The sequence below is a fragment of the Streptomyces sp. NPDC002958 genome, assembly GCF_055563255.1.
Map to the genome: position 1 here is coordinate 85,833 of NZ_JBVHDS010000009.1, position 17,167 is coordinate 102,999.

The window sequence follows — 17,167 nt, forward strand, 5'->3', positions numbered from 1 at the left end:
ATGCGTGCCTCCCGGTCATCAGGCGGCGGAGCCGCGGCGACGCCTGATGACGGAGTAGCCGAGGGCCGCGGCACCGAGGGCGGCGACACCGCCGCCTACGGCGATGAGGGAGGTGTTGTTGTCCGAGACACCCTCGGCGCCGGCGTCAACGCCACCCTTGGGCTTGTCGGCGGTCTGTCCGGCACCGTTGTCCTTGCCGGAGTCGGAGCCCGCACCGCCCGTGGAAGCCTTGGTGGGCAGACGCTCGCCGTCGGTGCCGACGAGGTACCAGGTGGTCCCGGCACCGCCCGGGGCGAGGCCGTGCCCCTTGGCATCGCCGGCCGCGGCGTCCTTGGAGAAGTAGTACAGCGGCTGGTCGTTGATGGTGAGCTGCTGCTTGCCCTTGGTCGGGGCCTGCGCGGAGTCGATGTGTCCGAGCTCACCGGTCACAGCGCTGTCCGCCTCCTGCTTGTCGTCCGCGAGTGCGGCCGGCCAGGTGGTCACGCACTTCTCGTCCTTGCAGGCGGAGGTGCCCGCGGAGTCCTTCTCCCAGACGTAGAGCGCGTTGCCGTCCGAGTCGGCGAGCGCCTCGCCGTACGGGGTGTCGATCAGTTTGACTTCGCCGGTCTCGGTGGACTCGGTGAGCGCGAACGCGCTGGGCGCGCCGAGGCCGACGAGAAGGAAGGCGGCCGCCGTCGTGGTCGCGAGGCGCTTGCTGATCATGCTGTCACTCCTGTTGGTGTTGTTCTGCTGTGCGAGGGTCGGCAGGTCTGGACCGAACCGCCGTACCGGAGGGGAGAAGTAAAGGAGCCGCGGCAGCTAGACGTGATGCTGTGTCAGGTCTTGCTGCTCGTCGTCGAGAATGCTGATGCGGGCGATGTCCTGGGCCTTGATGCCCGTCGCGCCGGTGATGTCGACCTTGCCGTTCTCGGGGCTGACCCAGGCCGCTGCCACTTCCTTGTGGCCGTCACGGTTCTCGGTCACGAGCGTCACGCGCTCGTGCGGCGGAAGATCGTGCAGAGAGAGGCGCACCTCGGTGCCCCAGGGCCGGGAAGCCAGCTCGGCGCTGCCGGTGACCTGGCCGGGGGCTCCGCCGAGAGATATGTCGCGTACGGCGGCGGCCTGCGGCGGCGCGCTGTCTCCGTACGTGACGGCACCGAAGGTGAAGCCGACACCTGCGGCGCAGGCGGCCAGGGCGACCCCGGCCATGGCCAGCCGCCACCTCCTCGGCCGTGCCGCAGGCGACACGGGCTCGACTCGGTCCGGAAGTACCTGCGGGCCGCCCGCGGCCAGGGCCTCGGGGACGTCGAACAGTGCGTCGCAGGCACGGCTGCACTCGTCGCAGGCCAGCAGGTGGGCGTCGGTACGGGCCTGGTCACGGGCGCTGAGCCCGCCGAGTACGTACGCCCCGAGCAAGCCGCTGACCTGGGAGTGTTCGGACGACGGACGCAGTCGCGGGTCATCCGGGTCGGATGCTCTCACGGTACGAGCCCCTGGTCCTGCAGGGCGGCACGCAGGGCACGGGCGCCGTAGTAGGCACGGGACTTGACGGTCCCCTCAGGGATACCGATGCGTTCAGCGGTCTCCGCCACGGTGCGTCCGTGGTAGTAAAGATCCACAACTACCTCTCGATGGGATGGGGTGAGCTGGTCGAGTGCCGCGCGCACGGACCAGACGTCCGCGAGCCGGTCGGTCTCCGCTACCGGCAGCCTCGTCGCGTCGCTGAGGGCGACCAGCTCCTCGTGACCCCGGGGCACTGCGGGTCGCCGGCTCTCGGCCCGGTGGTGGTCGACGAGCACGCTGCGCGCGATGGTGAACAGCCAGGACCGGATCTGGGCAGGCGTGTACGGACCGCCGGGTTCGGGAGCGCCCGAGCGCCAAGCCCGCAGGAAGGTCTCCTGGAACATGTCCTCGGCCTGGTGCCTGTCCCGCCAACGGGAATTGAGGTACGCGCGCACCACAGGGCCGAACTCCTGCTGGAGCGCGTCGACGCTGCGGGTCGCCTCGGTCAACGGGTTGCCACAGTGGCCGCTGTCTGCTGGCGGGGTGGGTTCCTGTGCATGTCGACTCCCGGGTCGCGGCATTTACCTTGCTCAGCACCTGGAACGATGTGCCCGGACGCATGGTTCAACCGGAAACGGATTTCTTTTGACCCTACTTCTGACACCGCTGTTGCCCTTCGCTGTCTCGCCGAGCCGGGGGCGCGCAAGCACTGACGCCAGGCGAGAGGGGGTCGGTCCTCGCCGCTGAGGCATCTACAGGACGCGCTGGCGAGATTCATGCACAGGGTGGGGAAGTGGTGACGGAGAGTGGTGTTATCTCCACCCCGGTCCACCACGTCACGGCTCCGGCCCGTAAGCCCTTGCGCACGTTGCCGCCCGAGCGCGATCCGCGCCCGCCGGCCCGGTCGGCCTCGGCGGCAGGTGCTCGTCCGTCTCGGCCTCCGCCTCGGTCGCCATCCCGGCCTCCAGGGCGGCCTGCGTCAGGTGCTGGGTCAGCTCGGGCAGCAGTCCGTCGCCCATCAGTCGCAGGCGAACCCGTTGGGGGCGGTGCTGATCAAACCGCACTCGGTCTGGACGCGCCGCCATCCCCGCCCGCCTCACCCTTCCCCCGGCACCAACTGTGCCATCACCAGCCCGTACAGCAGCTCCACGTCCACGAACTCCCCTTCCTTCGGCGCCCCGCACCGCCAGCTCAGCGGGTACGTGTTGCCGTCGGGGGCGGGGATGCCCACGTACTGGTCGCGGGCGGCCGGCCCGAAGCACCGGGCGCCCGGTGGCCAGTCGTACTCCTTGCTCGACCCGGGCGGGATCAGGAAGTACATCCACCGGCCACCCGCGATCTCCCGTACGACCGGGCCCGGTTCGCCCTCGGTGAGGGTGCCGAGGTGGTGCAGTACTGCCTCGCCCCGTACGCCCCGCAGCCGGATGGCGTCGAAGTAAATGCCGGTCAGGTGGAGTTGGAGCCCGGCGGTGGGAACCCATTCGGGGTGCTTCTTGCTCGTCATGACCCCAAGCATCCCGACGGCTGCGTAGCGTGACCAGGAGGACGCGGTCCACATCGACGGGATGTGGAGAGGGTGGTGGTGGCTGTGGGGACGAGTAGTGGTGAGCCGTCGCAGGTGCGGAGGCTTGTGGGGGACCTGATCCGTATCCATCGGGTGCGGGCCGGGCTCACGCAGAAGGACGCGGCGGACAAGCTGTTGATCTCGGAGTCGCTGATGGGCGCGGTCGAGCGGGCGGAGCGCATTCCGTCGCTGGAACTGCTGGCCGACGCGGACCGGGTCTTTGACGCGGGCGGTGCGCTGAAGGCGTGCATCGAGCTGGTCGACGAGGAGAAGTACCCGGCGAAGTTCCTGGACTGGGCGCGGCTGGAGCGGCAGGCGCGGGTCATCAGCGCGTACGAGACGATGCTGATCCCGGGGCTGCTCCAGACGGAGGCGTACGCGTACGCCCTGTACCGGGCACGCAAACCCGCGTACACCGAGGACGAGATCGTCCGGCACGTCGAGGCGCGACTGGAACGGCAGGCGGTGCTGACGCGCACACCGCCGCCGTACGTCGGGTTCGTCATCGAGGAGTCGATCCTGGACCGGACGCTCGGCGGCGCGGAAGTGCTTAAGGAGCAGCTGCTGCATCTGCTGGAGTGCATGCGGCGGATGAACCACCTCACGGTGCAGGTGATGCCCTCGGATCAGCACACCCACGCGGGATTGAACGGGCCGATGCAGTTGATGTGCACAGCGGAAGGCCGCAATCTGGTGTTCGCGGAGAGCCAGGGCGGCGGTAGGTTGATCGCCAGGCCGGAGCAGGTGGGGGACACGTTCGACCTCTTCGGCATCCTGCGCGCTCAGGCGCTCAATCCCTGGAAGTCGGCGGAGATCATCGAAACGAAGGCGAGGCAACTGTGACCACCGGGCCCGAGCTCTCCTGGTTCAAGTCCAGCTATAGCAACAACGAGGGTGGTGCCTGCGTCGAAGTCGCCTACGACTGGCGCAAGTCCAGCTACAGCAACAATGAGGGCGAGGCGTGCGTGGAGGTGGCGGCCTGCCCCCACACCGTCCATGTCCGCGACTCGAAGGTCACCGACGGTCCCACCTTCGCCGTCGCCCCGGCCGCCTGGACCGCCTTTCTGGCGGCTGCCGTCGCGGGCTGACGTGCACGTGTCGCGAGCCGTTGACCCCGGCCCCGCCGTCGTCCTCCTCACCGGCGTGATGGCCTCCGGGAAGTCCACCGTCGCCCAGGCTCTTGCCGAGCGGTTGCCGCGGTCGGTGCATGTGCGCGGGGACGTCTTCCGGCGGATGGTGGTGTCCGGGCGGGCCGAGATGGTGCCGGGGGCGTACGAGGAGGCGGTCGCCCAACTCCGGCTCCGGTACCGGTTGTCGGCGATGACGGCCGATGCGTACGCGGGTGAGGGCTGGACCGCCGTGGTGCAGGACGTGGTGCTCGGGGAGGAACTGGCCGCGTATGTCGGCCTCGTACGGACCCGGCCGCTGTACGTCGTCGTGCTCGCCCCCGAGCCGCAAGCCGTTGCCGAGCGGGAGGCCGGGCGGAGCAAGAGCGGTTACGGGGCCGGGTGGACGGTCGAGTCGTTGGACCGGGTGCTGCGGGGTGAGACGCCGCGCATCGGGCTCTGGCTGGACACGACCGGGCAGAGCGTGGAGCAGACGGTCGACACGGTGCTCGCGGGGCTGGGGCGGGCACGGGTGGACGGTGCCGTCGCATCGGGCTGAGGCGGGGCGGGGGCAGCTTGCGGGCGTATAGCGAGGCAGGCGGGCCATACGAGTCACTCGCGGGCTGCGTCCATACGTGCGAGGCCGCGATGCGAGCGGACCAGGTCCCGGGGACGGCCGGACAGCTCCGGCCGCGCCCCAGGACCTGGTCTAACTGCGCGTCATGCGCGTGCTGGTTAGCGCACGCCCACCGCGCGGATGAGTTCCTGCTTCACCGAGCCGCCCCGGTCGTCGCTCGCGCCCGCCCGCAGCGAGACGAACTTCGCGCCGCTCGGGACGCGCAGCTCACCGTTCCAGGAGGCGCCGCTTGACGAGCTCAGCGCGACGTTCGTCCAGGTTGCCCCCTCGTCGTAGGAGACCTCCAGGGAGCCGCCGCCGAGGACACCGGTGTCCGGCGCACCCTTCACGTACTCGGCGTAGATCCGTACGGGCACCCGGCTGCCGCCGCGGACGTCGCCGACGAGGTCGGTGTCGAGGTCGAAGCCGAGGTTGATCAGCGGCAGGAAGGTCCACCGGTCGGCTGGGGTCTCCTTGGAGCGGAAGGTCCACTCCGAGTGGCCCTTGGTGCCGAGCCGCCAGCGCGCCGGGTCGAGCGCGGTGTCGGTGACGACCTTGTAGGTGGCCTCCTCTGCGGGGGCGTCCCAGACGTAGCCGCCGGAACTTACCCTGCGGGAGACCTGCTCGCCGTTGACGTACACCTCGGTGTACTGGCTCATCGTCCGGTCGTTGTACACGTCGCCCCAGCCGGAGTGGTCCGGTCCGGAGTCGCCCCAGCCGAACATGTTGAACTCCAGTTGTTTGCCGGAGCGCCGCTGACCCCAGCCGATGCCGGTGCCGAGCCACGGGTGCCAGACCGGCTTGAACCAATCCAGCTCGACCTCGCTGCCGCCCCGGTAGGACGAGATGCCGCCGCGCTGCTCCATCGAGAGCCGCTGCTCCCCCAGGTTGATGGCCTCGTGCCAGCGCTGGCCGGTGCCGGTGGAGACGTACTCGGTGCGCTCGGTCGGGTAGACGATCCACTCCTTGTAGCCGAAGCCGTACGGGAAGGTGTCGGTGAGCGAGTAGCGGAACTCGCCGCCGAGCTCCTTCTTGGCCGTCGGCATGTGGAACTTCGAGTGGATCGTGGCGAGTTCGTCCCCGTCGGGCCGGAAGACGAGGTCCGTGCCGATGGCGCCGGGGTGCCCCTCGGAGAGGTCGTAGGTGTACGGGGTGAAGGGGGTGCCCGTCAGGTCGAGTGTCCTCCCGCGGGCCGCGGCGGACGCGATCGTGGCGGCGTCGGCCGCGTTCACGGTGGCGACGGCGAGCGGCCGGTCCTCGCGGTCGGCGGTGCCGAACCACGCCATGAGCCGGCCGGGCTTGTCGTCGGTGACGAACAGGGCCTTGGCGCCCGCGTCCTGGGCGGTCTGGGCGAGCTGCGTGGGGTCGGCGCCCTCGGTGCGGCGGACCAGGACCGCCTTGCCGGTGACGTCCTTGTCGGCGTACTCCGCGGCGGTGCCGGTGCCCGCGTCGACGACGCCGAGACGGTGACGGCCGTCGAGGACGGTGGCGCCGCGCTGCGGGGTGGCGTTGGAGAGCCGGACGCCGCCCGCGGCGGCCTCGAGTATCGGCTTGCCGAGCCGCCAGACCGTTCGGTACTCGAAGGTGCCGGTGGCGGGCTTGGTGGTGGGCGCGGCGAAGATCGAGTCGTACTTCGCGGGGACCATTTCGACGTCGCCGAAGGAGGCCCCGTTGGCCTTGCGGTCATACTCCATCAGGAGCTGCCGGGTCTCGGTGCGCTTGCTGACCTCGGCGCGTATCTCACGCAGTTGGCGCCCGTCGAGGGTGATCTCGCGGTCGCGGTCGAGGACGATCTCCGGATCGGCGAGGAAGCCGAGGCCGAGGGAGTCCTTGCCGTGCGAGCCGCGGACGTCGAGGAGGGTGTGGACGGTGTACGTGCCGGGCTTCAGGCGCAGTTCGACGGTGCCGGACTCGCCTACGGCCGCCCCGAACGCTTCTTGCTTCGCGGCCAGCTGCTTCGCCCAGAGCCAGGCGGGGGTGGGGGCGCCGTCGCGGTCCTTGACGTGGACGGTGAGGGTGTAGCGCTCCTCCTCCTTGACCAGGCCGAGCGCGGTGTGCGTGACGGGCGTGCCGCCGGAGGTGGCGGTGATGCGGCCGGAGCTGGTGCCTACGGGGGCCTTGGTGCCGTCGCCGGTGACGGTGGTCTGCGCGGTGCCGTGGGCCGGGACGGTGAGGGTGCTGTCGGCGAGGGCGGTGGTGCCCTGCGGCATGCCCTCGACGGCCAGGTTCAGCTCGACGGGCGCGTCGGAGGAGTTGGTGTACGTGACGGTCTTCGTGACGGGCTTGTTCGACTCGTACGGCCAGGAGTAGAAGCCCAGGTCGGCGGAGCCGGTGGCAGTGACGTTCGCGGAGATCGCGGCAGCCACGTCGACCCGGCCCGCGCCGAGGGCGTACGAGGACGCGTTGAGCGTCTTGGAGCTGGACATGAGGGCGTTCTTGAGCTGGGCGCCGGTCCAGTCGGGGTGCTGTTCGGCGAGGAGCGCGGCGACGCCCGCGACATGCGGGGTCGCCATCGACGTACCGCTCTTGGAGGTGTAGAGGCCGCTGCCGCTGACGAGCTGGGAGCGGGCGGCGAGAATGTCGACACCGGGGGCGGAGATGTCGGGCTTGAGGGCCTGGTCGCCGTAGCGGGGGCCCTGGCTGGAGAAGGCGGCGGCACGGTCGGCGGAGTCGACGGCGCCGACGGTGAGCGCGGCGTCGGCGGCGCCGGGTGAGCCGATGGAGCCCGGGGCGCCGTAGTTGCCGGCGGCGATGACGAAGAGGGCGCCGGTCTCGGCGGAGAGGGTGTTCACCGCCTGGGCCAAGGGGTCGGTGCCGTCGCTGGCCTCGCTGGAGCCGAGGCTCATCGAGACGATCTTCGCGTCGATGTCCTTCGCGGCCCACTCCATGCCGGCGATGACCTGCGACTCGGTGCCGGTGCCCTGGTCGCTGAGGACCTTGCCGACGGCGAGGGTCGCGCCGGGGGCGACGCCCTTCTCCTTGCCCTCGGAGCCCGCGCCGCTGCCGCCGACGGTGGAGACGACATGGGTGCCGTGACCGTCGCGGTCGGCGACCTCCTGACCCTCGATGAAGGACCGGCTCTCGGCGACCCGTCCGTCGAGGTCGGGGTGGGAGAGGTCGGCGCCGGAGTCGAGCACGGCGACCTTGACACCCTTGCCGGTCAGGCCGGCCTCCCAGGCCTTGGGGGTGCCGATCTGAGCGTTGGAGTCGGCCATATCGGCCTTGACCCGGGCGTCGAGCCAGACCTTCATGGCACCGGCCGAGCGGGCGCCGGGGCGGGCGGAGGCGGTGAACTCGCGCCAGAAGGCGGCTGGTTCGGTGGCTCGTACGGCCGCGCCACTGATGCTGGGCAGGGCCCGGACGGTTTTGGTGCCGCGCGGGGCGGCGGTGGCGGTGCGGGCGCCCTTGCCGTGCGTCACGATGAGCGGCAGGTCGCCGGTGATGCCCTGCTCGACGAGGCCGGTGACGTCGAAGAGCCGCCGGTCGAGGACACCGGACTGCAGGTAGGGGCGGGCCTCGTCGGGTATGACGGTGATCCTGCCGTCCACGGTCTGGTTGTGGACGGCCCCGGTGGCGCCCTCGGCCCGGTCGACGGTGACGGTCTTCTGGCCGCCGCCGAGGTCGGTGAGGGTGACGCGGTCACCGGTGATGAGGGTGACGGTGGTGCTCGCGCCCTGCGCCCCGGTGAAGGTGGCCGGTGCGGATGCGGTGTCCGGGGTGGTGTCGGGCGCGGCGGCGGTCTGCCCTGCTGAGAGCAGCACCAGGGAGAGCCCTGCGGCGAGCAGGGCGGCCCTTCCTCCTGCGGAAGGTCTTATCACGACGCACTCCTCAAACGCCCGGGGAAAGGGTGGTTCCGGGCGCCGCAATAAGTCTGGTCCGTGGTCCGGGAGTTGAAGCCTGTCGCGCGTGGCGACTATATGACCTGGCGGTCAACCGCCATTCTGTGAAGCCATGTTGGCAGCGATGTGCCGGTCAGGCGTCGTAACGAGTCGGGCGGCGCGCGGATCGGGGCCGGGAGCGGTTACGGGACGGTCGAGGCGTTGGACCGGGTGCTGCGGGGTGACACGCCGCGGATCGGGCTCTGGCCGGTCACGACCGGGCAGAGCGTGGAGCAGACGGTCGACATGGTACTCGCGGGGCTGGGGCGGGCTCGCGTGGACGGTGCCGTCGCATCGGGCTGAGGCGGGGCGGGGGCAGCTTACGGGCTGTGCGGCTCGGACGCCGTGCCGTGTGTGAGGAACAGCGAGGGGGCGGTTCGAAGCGTTGCGCTCCATGTGCGAAGAAGTTGTGGGGAGAAGCCCTCACTCCGGCTCCCGCAGGGAAGTCGAGCGGGTAGCGTGGGCGATCACTGAATGCCGAACTGACCTTTCGGCGGTACTTGGATGTGAATGCGGGCGGAATTCGTGACGTTTGACGCAGAGTGGGCGGCGCTACGTGCGGAATCGATTCAACGAGTCGGTATGCGACTCAACGGTGTCAATGGCAGCGCCAGCGGTCAAGACGGTTCCAGTAAACCCGATCTGGTGGTCAATCAGGACGATCTGGGTGCTATTGGAAACGATGCGTACAATCTGCTCACCCGGCTTTCCAAGGAGGGAAACCGCGCCCGACCCGCGACCTTCGACGCGGCGATCGCGCTCACCAATGGCAACTTCTCCAGCGGTTCCGCGCTGTTGAAGGTGCACGACCGGTGGAACACGCACATGAAGACCCTTCTTGATGCCTGCGCGCAGATTTCAAACCATCTCGACTACACCAAGTCCGTCCATGCGAAGGACGATGTAAAGATCGGTGGCGATCTTACTTCTGTTTCCAAGCTCAGCGAATACATGTAGTACGTGGGGGGGGGGGAACAGGGACATGCTGAAGTTCGAGGACATAGTCGACGCGCCCGTGGTCAAGCTGAAGATGGCAGCCGACGACTGGGCGGATATGGTCACCCAGCTAAGCCGACTGGCCGAGGATGCCCAGGACGGCATGAAGGCTAAGGCGGACAAGGCCGAGTGGGAGGGCGCCAACGCGGGTGTCACCAAGGGGTTTATCGGCAAGACGGCGAATGAGTTCAAGGACGCCGCAGCCGAGGCCAGGGGCGTCAAGCAGATCCTTGAAGACGCCCACACGGCCATCAAGAAGGCCAAGGACGACCTGATCAGCATCCGCGACGACGAGGGGCCCGCGGCCGGCATCCATGTCGACGCCAAGGGAAAGGTTACAGCTCGGCACCCGATGGAAAAATCCGGCATCTCGCCAAACCGAGATCCCGACTACTTCGAAATGCTGGACCAGCAGAAGAAGGCGATCGAGGCATGGCAGAAGAAGATCGACCTCATCGTCGACAACTGCAACGACACCGATGTCGCCTTCAAGAACGCCCTTGAGGCCAACGTCACCGAGGGCCACGACTTCAAGGCTCCGAAGTACAAGAACCTGGATCAGGAGGAGGCGGCCCGCGCCGCCGCACTTGCTGCCAAGGGCCGCGACATCACGCACACCGAGCTCCAGACGCTCAACGAACTGCTCCACGACAACGGCAAGTCGCAGGAGTTCGCGAAGAACTTCTACGAGAAGCTGGGCCCGGAGAAGTCGCTCGTGCTCTTTGGACAGCTCTCGACGGATACGTACGAGTACAGAAAGGTCGACAAGGAGCGGCTCAAGGACGTCCAGGCCCTCCAGAAGAACCTGGGTCTCAACCTGGCCACCGCGTCCCACGACAAGAACTTCACCGCCGAGTGGGGACCCGAACTGCGCAAGCTCGGCACGGAGCGCATCCCGCTGGCCAAGAACGACTACAACGGACCGTTCGGCTACCAGCTGCTCGGTGGGATCATGCGGTACGGGAACTACGACGCGAAGTTCCTCAACCCGATAGCCGAGCATGTGGCGCAGCTGCACCAGAAGAACCCGGACATGTTCCGGGGAAACAGTATAACGACCATCCCTGGCAAGAACCCCTTCAATCCGTCCGGGGTGAACGGTTCCGGTTTCGACCCGACCGTCTCCATGCTGGAGGCGCTGGGGCACAGCCCGGAGGCGTCGAAGCGCTTCTTTTCCGACCCGCCGACCGCGTACAACGAGGACGGCACGGTCAACAAGGGGGCGACGGCGGACCTGGGCAAGGGCAAGGACGGCCAGGAGATCGACAACTATCTCGACTTCTTTGGCAACGAGAAGTGGCAGAACTTCGGGGATGTCGACGAACACACACCGAAGGAGATGGAGAGGTCGCGCGGCTACATGCCGGACGCGCTCGGGCATGCACTGGAGTCAGCGACCCTCGGGTATCCGTACGACAGTCCGAATGCCAGCGCCGTGCGGGACGCGGACAACGCCCAGGTCATGCGGGACGTCATGGAGAAGTACGGCGCGGATGCAGGCCTGCTCAAAAAGCAGGAGGCGATGGCCGACAGCCTTGGGGTCATGGGTGCCGGGTATATCGATGACATCAACTGGTTGCTTGACAAGGGCGAAGGGGACAGCATTTTCGCTCCGAGCAAGAACCCGGAGGGGCAGCTCAACTTTTCCAATATCAGTGGTGAAGAGAGTAGATCCATCGCCCGTCAATTTCTCAGCACTCTGGGTCAGCACCCGGACGCATACGCGACCGTCTCTATTGCCGAGCAGATCTACAGCTCCAACATGCTGGAGCACCAAGTGGGTCCCGACGGCAAGATCCACGAGGGGGACGCACGGGCAGTGGTGCGCACGGGCGCGGAAGTGCAGGGCATGCTCGACCAGTCCCGTGCCGATCAGGTCGCGGCAACGAACGTGAAGATGCACGAGGATTACGAGAAGGCCGTGAATAAACGGTCCGGCTGGATCCAGTTCGGAGCCGGCGTGGGCGTTGCCGCAGGGGTCGCTTTTCTGCCGCAGGTCGCAGCCGCGGGGGTGGCGGCGACACTCATCGGGTTGGGTACTGATGCGGGCAGCGGACTCATGGAAAAAGTCGTCGGCCAGTTCATCGGGGATCTGTCCGACAATTCTGTGGATGAGCACAAGGAAAAGATGGAGCAACTCAGCCGGGACGAGAAGACCAAGGTGTACAAGGGTGGCGAGTCCATGGCTGAGTCGCCCATGGAGAACTTCTTGGATCGGCATATGACTGATTCTGATGCCGACAAAAAATTCCGTGAGGATCTGAGGGAGTCGATGCTGGTCGGATACGGGGTCGGGAACGCCCGTGCGCAGCAGCAGGGCAGTGATCCCGAGACCGGGGACTGACGCCGGGCATGGTGCAGGACGGAGTGCGAAGGTGAGGCGTATGGGAGCGGGACAGTTGAGGCGGGCATGGTGCATCATCGGCTTGGTGATGGCTGTCGGTGCCAGTGCGACTGGGTGCGGTGAGGAGAAGGAGCCTCCGCGGTACGTCAGTGCAGTCGAGGTGTGTGACGGCCTGTTCAAAGGCTCTCTTGCGAAGACGATCGAGTCCGTCACGGGGGCGACTTCGTTCACCTGGACCAGTCCGAAGAATATGGACCGGGTCGTTGAGGGGCTCAAGGCCGGTTACGAATCGGGGCACCGCTGGGCTGTGGGGGGCGAGCTGTGCGTGCTGTATCCGAAGAGAGGCGCGCCGGCGGACAGATCGAGGATCAACTTCGACATGTACGCGCCGGAGGACCTGGAGGTCAGCGGCGATTCGCCCAGTGGGCGGTATTACACGATGGGAAAGCTGTCTCAGGCGGCTCCCCGGGGTGCCTCCCTCGATTTCGAGTGTGTGAGCCCCCAAATTGAGGGGTCGAAGGAACGCCCGCTGCGTGTCAACGGCCGCTTCTACCACCCGGAGGCCACCGCGCAGAACACGCCTGAGCACCTGGCGGCCAATCTCACGATTATGCATGCCGCGTCCCTTGCTGTGGCAAAGAAGCTGCAGTGCGAGAACAACGGCGGGCTGCCCGAGAAGCCCGTGCTGAAGCCCCGGACCTGATACGGGCTGGACCGCCGGCCGAGCGTGCAGCGCAAGGCAGGGTTCACGGTGTAGGACGCTGTCGGGGACACTGCGGCCCGCGCCCCGGACCGGAGCAAGCCCGCCCCGGAAACCCCCGGGGCGGGTGGGCTTCGGCTGGAGGTCGTGACCGGATTCGAGCCGGTGTAACTCGGTTTGCAGTCGGGCCCCTTAGACGTCGTTTCTAATGGCGTGATCGCTCGTTGAGTAGTGCATGACGGATCTGGTTGAGCGGTTGGTGCCGGGTGAGTTGTGGGTGCTGTTCCGGCGGGTGGTGCCGCTCACGGAGGTGAAGCGTCCTCAGGGCGGCGGTCGACGACGGGCCGGTGACCGCGAGACTCTGGCCGCGATCATCTTCGTGGCCACCTCGGGTTGTACATGGCGGCAACTGCCGCCGGTTTTCGGCCCGGCCTGGCAGACCGTCTACCGGAGGTTCGCCCAGTGGAGCCAGGACCGGGTCTGGGCCCGGCTCCACCGCGTAGTCCTGGACGAACTCGGTGCCCGGGGCGAGCTGGACTGGTCGCGGTGCGCAATCGACTCCGTCAGCGTCCGGGCGGCAAAAGGGGGCTGCTGACAGGACCGAATCCGACCGACCGTGGCAAGTTGGGATCGAAGATTCACCTGATCACTGACCGGAACGGGCTGCCGCTGTCGCTGGGCATCTCCGGCGCGAACATGCACGACAGTCAGGGACTGGAACCGCTCGTCCGCGGCATCCCTCCCATCCGGTCCCGCCGCGGACCCCGCCGCAGGCGACCGGCCAAGCTGCGCGCGGACAAGGGCTACGACTACGACCACCTGCGTCGATGGCTCCGCAAACGCGGCATCCGCCACCGGATCGCCCGCAAGGGCATCGAGTCCTCCACCCGGCTCGGCCGCCACCGCTGGGTCGTCGAGCGAACGGTGTCCTGGCTCGCCGGCTGTCGACGCCTGCACCGTCGATATGAACGCAAGCCCGAGCCCTTCCTCGCCTTCGTCGGCATAGCCGCAACCCTCATCTGCCACCGCCGACTCACCAAGTGAAACGACGTCTAAAGCCACCGGGGAGTCGGCGGACCGTACGGAGACGTGAACCAGTGCGACGGAGGCGGGTATCACCAGTCCTGGGCGAGCTTGTAAAGCTCGGCGGCCGACGGAAAGGTGCCTTCCAACAGCACGCACGCCCGGGCTCGGCAAAGACAACAGGTGCCCCAGGGCCCAGGCGGCGGCCCGCGTGGGTCAGGTCAGTGCTGCTGCCAGCAGTGTGGCGGTTTTGGCGATCAGGGGGTTGTCGGGCGAGGCGTCGGGCTCGCGCTTGGTTGTCAGGACGGCCGTGACGATGGGCGAGCGGTCCGGGGGCCAGGTGATGCCCACGTCATGGTTGGTCCCGTACTTGCCGCCCCCGGTCTTGTCCGCGACGGTCCAGTCGGAGGGCAGGCCGGCGCGCAGCTTCTCGCCGCCCGTGGTGTTGGCCAGCAGCCAGTCGGTGAGCCGCTTGCGGTCCTCAGCCCCGAGTGCGGTGCCAAGGGTAAGGCGTGCATAGGTCTGCCCGATGGCCTTCGGGCTGGTGGTGTCCGTCTTGCGCCACGGTTCGGCGGAGTTCAGATCGGGCTCCCACCGGTCGAGCCGTGTCGTTTTGTCCCCGATCGATCGGCAGAACCGTGTAATCGCTGTCGGCCCTCCCAACTCGCGGAGAAGGAGATTGCCAGCGGCATTGTCGCTGTAGCAGATCGCGGCGGCGCACAGTTGAGCAACCGTCATTCCGCGGGCGAGGTTCTCGGGCTTGCCGGTGATCGGTGCGTAACCCGAGTCCGTGACGTCCTTCTCGGTGTACCGGATCCGCCTGGCCAGGAACTCGCCGTCGTGATCGAGGTCGCGCAGCACAGCCGCGACGGCCAGCGTCTTGAAGACCGAGCACATGGGGAAGCTCTCGTTAGCGCGGTACTGCACAATCCGGCCTGTGGCAGTGTTGCGGGCGTAGACGCCCAGGCGGGCGGAATGCCGCTGTTCCAGATCCTTCAGCTGGCGCGAGATCGCGCTGCTGCCGTCGAAGGTTGCAGCGTATGCGCTCTCGCTCCCAGACAGGGTAGCGGCGAGCGCCGCCCCAGCTCCCAGCGTAAGCACCGTGCGCCGGGACGTGGGCCTTCCTGCGGTGTCCATGGCCGTCCTCTCCTCCAGGTCAGGTCTTCACTGTTAGAACGCACACCCGGACTTCCTGGTTCCGGTTGAGGGGATAGGTGGCGCCTCGTTGGCAGGCACATCGGTAGCAATGCGAGATGGATCGGCGGGCAGGGTGGACAGCCAGTAGTCGGTGGGCTCGGCGGCGCCGGGCGGCCACTGGGCCAGCAGCCAGCACTCGGGCAGGGAGCCGTTCATGGCGCGTTGGATCGTGCGGTTGGCCGGGCGGACGCGCAGTGCGAGGAATCGTGAGCGCATCTCTGCGTGGGGATTGTTCCTGGTGGCCTTGCTGCCCTGGCGTCAGGGCACCGTCCGTAGCGTGGATCGTCCTTCGTCCAGGGCCAGTTGGCGAAGGCGGTGTGGGGGCGGCCGCTCTCTTTCGGGTTCTCCCACTGGAGGCCGTGGCCGGATTCGAACCGGTGTAACTCGAGTTGCGGTCAAGCCCCTGAACCACTCGGGCACACGGCGTGTGTCCCGCGTTGTGGTTCGACCGCAGCGGTGGGGCAAGTCGTACAGCAGTTCCACGTCCACGAACTTTTCTTCCCGCAGTGCCCCACGCCGCCAGCTGAGCGGGTACGTGTTGCCATCCGGTGCGGGGATTCCCACGTACTGCTCGCGGCGGTCGGGGAAGCACCGGGCGCCCGGTGGCCAGTCGCACTCCTTGTTTGACCTGGGCGGGTCGAGATGGCGCCAAGGGGGATTACGAGGAGGCGGTTGCCCACTCCGGCTCCGGGACCGGTCGTCGGTGATGACGGCCCATGCGTACGCGGGTGAGGGCTGGACCGCCGTGGTGCAGGACGTGGTGCTCGGGGAAGAATGGGCCGCGTATGTCGGCCTCGTGCGGACGCGGCCGCTGTACGTCGTCGTGCTCGCACCCGAGCCGCAAGCCGTTGCCGAGCGGGAGGCCGGGCGGAGCAAGAGTGGTTACGGGGCCGGCTGGACGGTCGAGTCGTTGGATTGGGTGTTGCGGGAGGAGACGCCGCGGATCGGGCTCTGGCTGGACACGACCGGGCAGAGCGTGGAGCAGACGGTCGACACCGTCCTCGCGGGGCTGGGGCGGGTGCAGGTGGAAGGTGCCGTCGCATTGGGCTGAGGCGGGTCGGATGGCAGATTGCGGGCCGTGAGACTCTGACGCCGTGCCATGTGGGAAGAACGGCGAGGGGTTCGCATCGAAGCGGTCGCTCCATGTGCGATGAGTTGGGCGAGAAGCCCTCGTCCCGATCCCGCGGAGGAAGTCGAGTGGGTAACGTGGGCGATCGCGGAATGCCGAGCTGGGGCTTCGGCGGTAACTCGGATGTGAATGCAAGGAATTCGTGACGTTTGACGCAGAGTGGGCGGCGCTTCGTGCGGAATCGATACAACGAGTTGATATGCGAATCAACGGTGTCAATGGCAGCGCCAGCGGTGAAGTCCGGTCTAATGAACCCGACTTGGTGGTCAATTAGGGCAATCTGTGTGTTATTGGGTGCGATGCGTACGATCTGCTCGGCCGGCGTTCCAAGGAGGGGAATCGCGCCCGGCTCACAAAAAGCGCGGCCGGCGAGCAGGGGAGGGTCAAGTCATGACGTTGCGCAAATCACGTCGGCTATGGGCCTTCGCGGTTCCAGTTGTCGTCGGCATTCTCCTGTCGGGATGCTCCCAGGGTGAGGACCGGGCGGAATCCCCGGAGCTCGACCGGTGCAAGTCGTTGCTCGGCGCCGAGAACGTGGAGGCGGCCGTGAAGGCGACGGGCGGAAACGATGTCGAGGTGAGCGGGACACCGCAGGCGGATGTACTGGCGGCTGCTCTCGTGAAGGAGGCCAAGAAGTGGCAGGAGTCGGACCTGTTGCATACCTCCTACACCGGCTGCCGCCTGGACGCGTTCAAGGGGGATCAGCTCAGCGGAACCGTGGACGTGTCGGTGAAGTGGTCTGTTTTGTCACTTGAGTTGATGGACGATCCGAAGGTCAGCCGGACGTGGCGTCAGGTGAATGGGCTGGTGTACGTGGCACCGGAACCCGGTCCGGCTCGGATGCAGTTGGTCGCGGCATGTGCGGTGCCCGGAGCAGTTGCGTCGCAGGCGACCGGTCTGCCGCTCCAGTTCGAGGTGGCGGGTGCGGATCTGGCGGCCGAGCTCCGGTGGGAGTTGCTGAGGACGTTCGCCCAGTCGGTGACGGAGGAGATGGGGTGCACGACATCTCCCGTCATCCCCTCCGAACTGCCTGCCGCCACGTGAGGGCTGTGACGTAAGGCCGGGCCGCTTCCCGGCTCCGGCCGCCCGCGGCCGGCATCCATGTCGACGCCAAGGGAAAGGTTCTCGACGC

Annotated in this window: 17 protein-coding genes and 1 pseudogene; 10 read left to right on the plus strand and 8 right to left on the minus strand. The window is 67.7% G+C overall.

The window, feature by feature from the left end:
• Positions 1-18 precede the first annotated feature (18 nt).
• The 5 genes from ACZ3IC_RS18015 to ACZ3IC_RS18035 all read right to left on the minus strand — a co-directional run bounded on the left by ACZ3IC_RS18015 (position 19) and on the right by ACZ3IC_RS18035 (position 2,986).
• A complete protein-coding gene (locus ACZ3IC_RS18015) occupies positions 19-702 on the minus strand; it encodes a COG4315 family predicted lipoprotein (protein WP_467417310.1) in 684 nt (227 codons plus the stop codon).
• 96 nt (positions 703-798) lie between these two features.
• On the minus strand, positions 799-1,461 hold the full coding sequence (locus ACZ3IC_RS18020; RefSeq protein ID WP_467417312.1) for an anti-sigma factor family protein: 663 nt from the start codon (positions 1,459-1,461) through the stop codon (positions 799-801).
• Entirely contained in the window at positions 1,458-1,991 is a 534-nt protein-coding gene (locus ACZ3IC_RS18025) for a sigma-70 family RNA polymerase sigma factor (protein WP_467417313.1), read from the minus strand. The genes ACZ3IC_RS18020 and ACZ3IC_RS18025 overlap by 4 nt, the downstream gene beginning before the upstream one ends.
• 327 nt (positions 1,992-2,318) lie before the next feature.
• Positions 2,319-2,501 (minus strand): hypothetical protein, encoded by a 183-nt coding sequence (locus ACZ3IC_RS18030; RefSeq protein ID WP_467417315.1) that lies wholly within the window; start codon positions 2,499-2,501, stop codon positions 2,319-2,321.
• 77 nt (positions 2,502-2,578) lie between these two features.
• Entirely contained in the window at positions 2,579-2,986 is a 408-nt protein-coding gene (locus ACZ3IC_RS18035; RefSeq protein ID WP_467417316.1) for a hypothetical protein, read from the minus strand.
• Between the two features lie 126 nt (positions 2,987-3,112).
• Between ACZ3IC_RS18035 and ACZ3IC_RS18040 the strand changes: the two genes are divergently transcribed.
• From ACZ3IC_RS18040 to ACZ3IC_RS18050, 3 genes are read left to right on the plus strand one after another with little or no spacing between them, the layout of a single operon-like run.
• Entirely contained in the window at positions 3,113-3,889 is a 777-nt protein-coding gene (locus tag ACZ3IC_RS18040; protein ID WP_467417318.1) for a helix-turn-helix domain-containing protein, read from the plus strand.
• The gene (locus ACZ3IC_RS18045) at positions 3,886-4,134 is read left to right on the plus strand and encodes a DUF397 domain-containing protein (RefSeq protein ID WP_467417319.1); all 249 of its coding nucleotides are present in this window, start codon (positions 3,886-3,888) and stop codon (positions 4,132-4,134) included. Before ACZ3IC_RS18040 ends, ACZ3IC_RS18045 begins: the two co-directional genes overlap by 4 nt.
• 7 nt (positions 4,135-4,141) lie before the next feature.
• On the plus strand, positions 4,142-4,711 hold the full coding sequence (locus ACZ3IC_RS18050) for an AAA family ATPase (protein WP_467417321.1): 570 nt from the start codon (positions 4,142-4,144) through the stop codon (positions 4,709-4,711).
• A gap of 176 nt (positions 4,712-4,887) precedes the next feature.
• Here ACZ3IC_RS18050 and ACZ3IC_RS18055 read toward each other — a convergent pair whose 3' ends face one another.
• The gene (locus tag ACZ3IC_RS18055; protein ID WP_467417322.1) at positions 4,888-8,586 is read right to left on the minus strand and encodes a S8 family serine peptidase; all 3,699 of its coding nucleotides are present in this window, start codon (positions 8,584-8,586) and stop codon (positions 4,888-4,890) included.
• Between the two features lie 147 nt (positions 8,587-8,733).
• On the opposite strand from ACZ3IC_RS18055, the gene ACZ3IC_RS18060 reads away from it, so the two are divergent.
• The 5 genes from ACZ3IC_RS18060 to ACZ3IC_RS18080 all read left to right on the plus strand — a co-directional run bounded on the left by ACZ3IC_RS18060 (position 8,734) and on the right by ACZ3IC_RS18080 (position 13,730).
• On the plus strand, positions 8,734-8,949 hold the full coding sequence (locus tag ACZ3IC_RS18060; protein ID WP_467417323.1) for a hypothetical protein: 216 nt from the start codon (positions 8,734-8,736) through the stop codon (positions 8,947-8,949).
• Between the two features lie 222 nt (positions 8,950-9,171).
• Positions 9,172-9,603, plus strand: a complete 432-nt coding sequence (locus ACZ3IC_RS18065; protein ID WP_467417573.1) for a hypothetical protein — start codon at positions 9,172-9,174, stop codon at positions 9,601-9,603.
• Between the two features lie 25 nt (positions 9,604-9,628).
• Positions 9,629-11,986, plus strand: a complete 2,358-nt coding sequence (locus ACZ3IC_RS18070) for a hypothetical protein (RefSeq protein ID WP_467417325.1) — start codon at positions 9,629-9,631, stop codon at positions 11,984-11,986.
• Positions 11,987-12,026: 40 nt separating this feature from the next.
• Positions 12,027-12,689 (plus strand): hypothetical protein, encoded by a 663-nt coding sequence (locus ACZ3IC_RS18075; protein WP_467417326.1) that lies wholly within the window; start codon positions 12,027-12,029, stop codon positions 12,687-12,689.
• 232 nt (positions 12,690-12,921) lie between these two features.
• A protein-coding gene (locus tag ACZ3IC_RS18080; RefSeq protein ID WP_467417328.1) for an IS5 family transposase occupies positions 12,922-13,730 on the plus strand; the annotation gives its coding sequence in 2 pieces (ribosomal slippage) (positions 12,922-13,269 and positions 13,272-13,730; 807 coding nt in all).
• Positions 13,731-13,925: 195 nt separating this feature from the next.
• Here ACZ3IC_RS18080 and bla read toward each other — a convergent pair.
• Both bla and ACZ3IC_RS18090 read right to left on the minus strand, forming a co-directional pair.
• Complete coding sequence (gene bla / locus ACZ3IC_RS18085; protein WP_467417330.1) at positions 13,926-14,846, minus strand: class A beta-lactamase; 921 nt, start codon at positions 14,844-14,846, stop codon at positions 13,926-13,928.
• A 120-nt stretch (positions 14,847-14,966) separates the two neighbouring features.
• Positions 14,967-15,284: pseudogene (locus ACZ3IC_RS18090) on the minus strand (IS701 family transposase); the annotation flags it as partial.
• A gap of 325 nt (positions 15,285-15,609) precedes the next feature.
• Here ACZ3IC_RS18090 and ACZ3IC_RS18095 point away from each other — a divergent pair.
• The gene (locus ACZ3IC_RS18095) at positions 15,610-15,957 is read left to right on the plus strand and encodes a hypothetical protein (RefSeq protein ID WP_467417332.1); all 348 of its coding nucleotides are present in this window, start codon (positions 15,610-15,612) and stop codon (positions 15,955-15,957) included.
• 468 nt (positions 15,958-16,425) lie between these two features.
• Positions 16,426-17,079, plus strand: coding sequence for a hypothetical protein (locus ACZ3IC_RS18100; protein WP_467417333.1), 654 nt, complete (start codon positions 16,426-16,428; stop codon positions 17,077-17,079).
• Positions 17,080-17,167 lie beyond the last annotated feature (88 nt).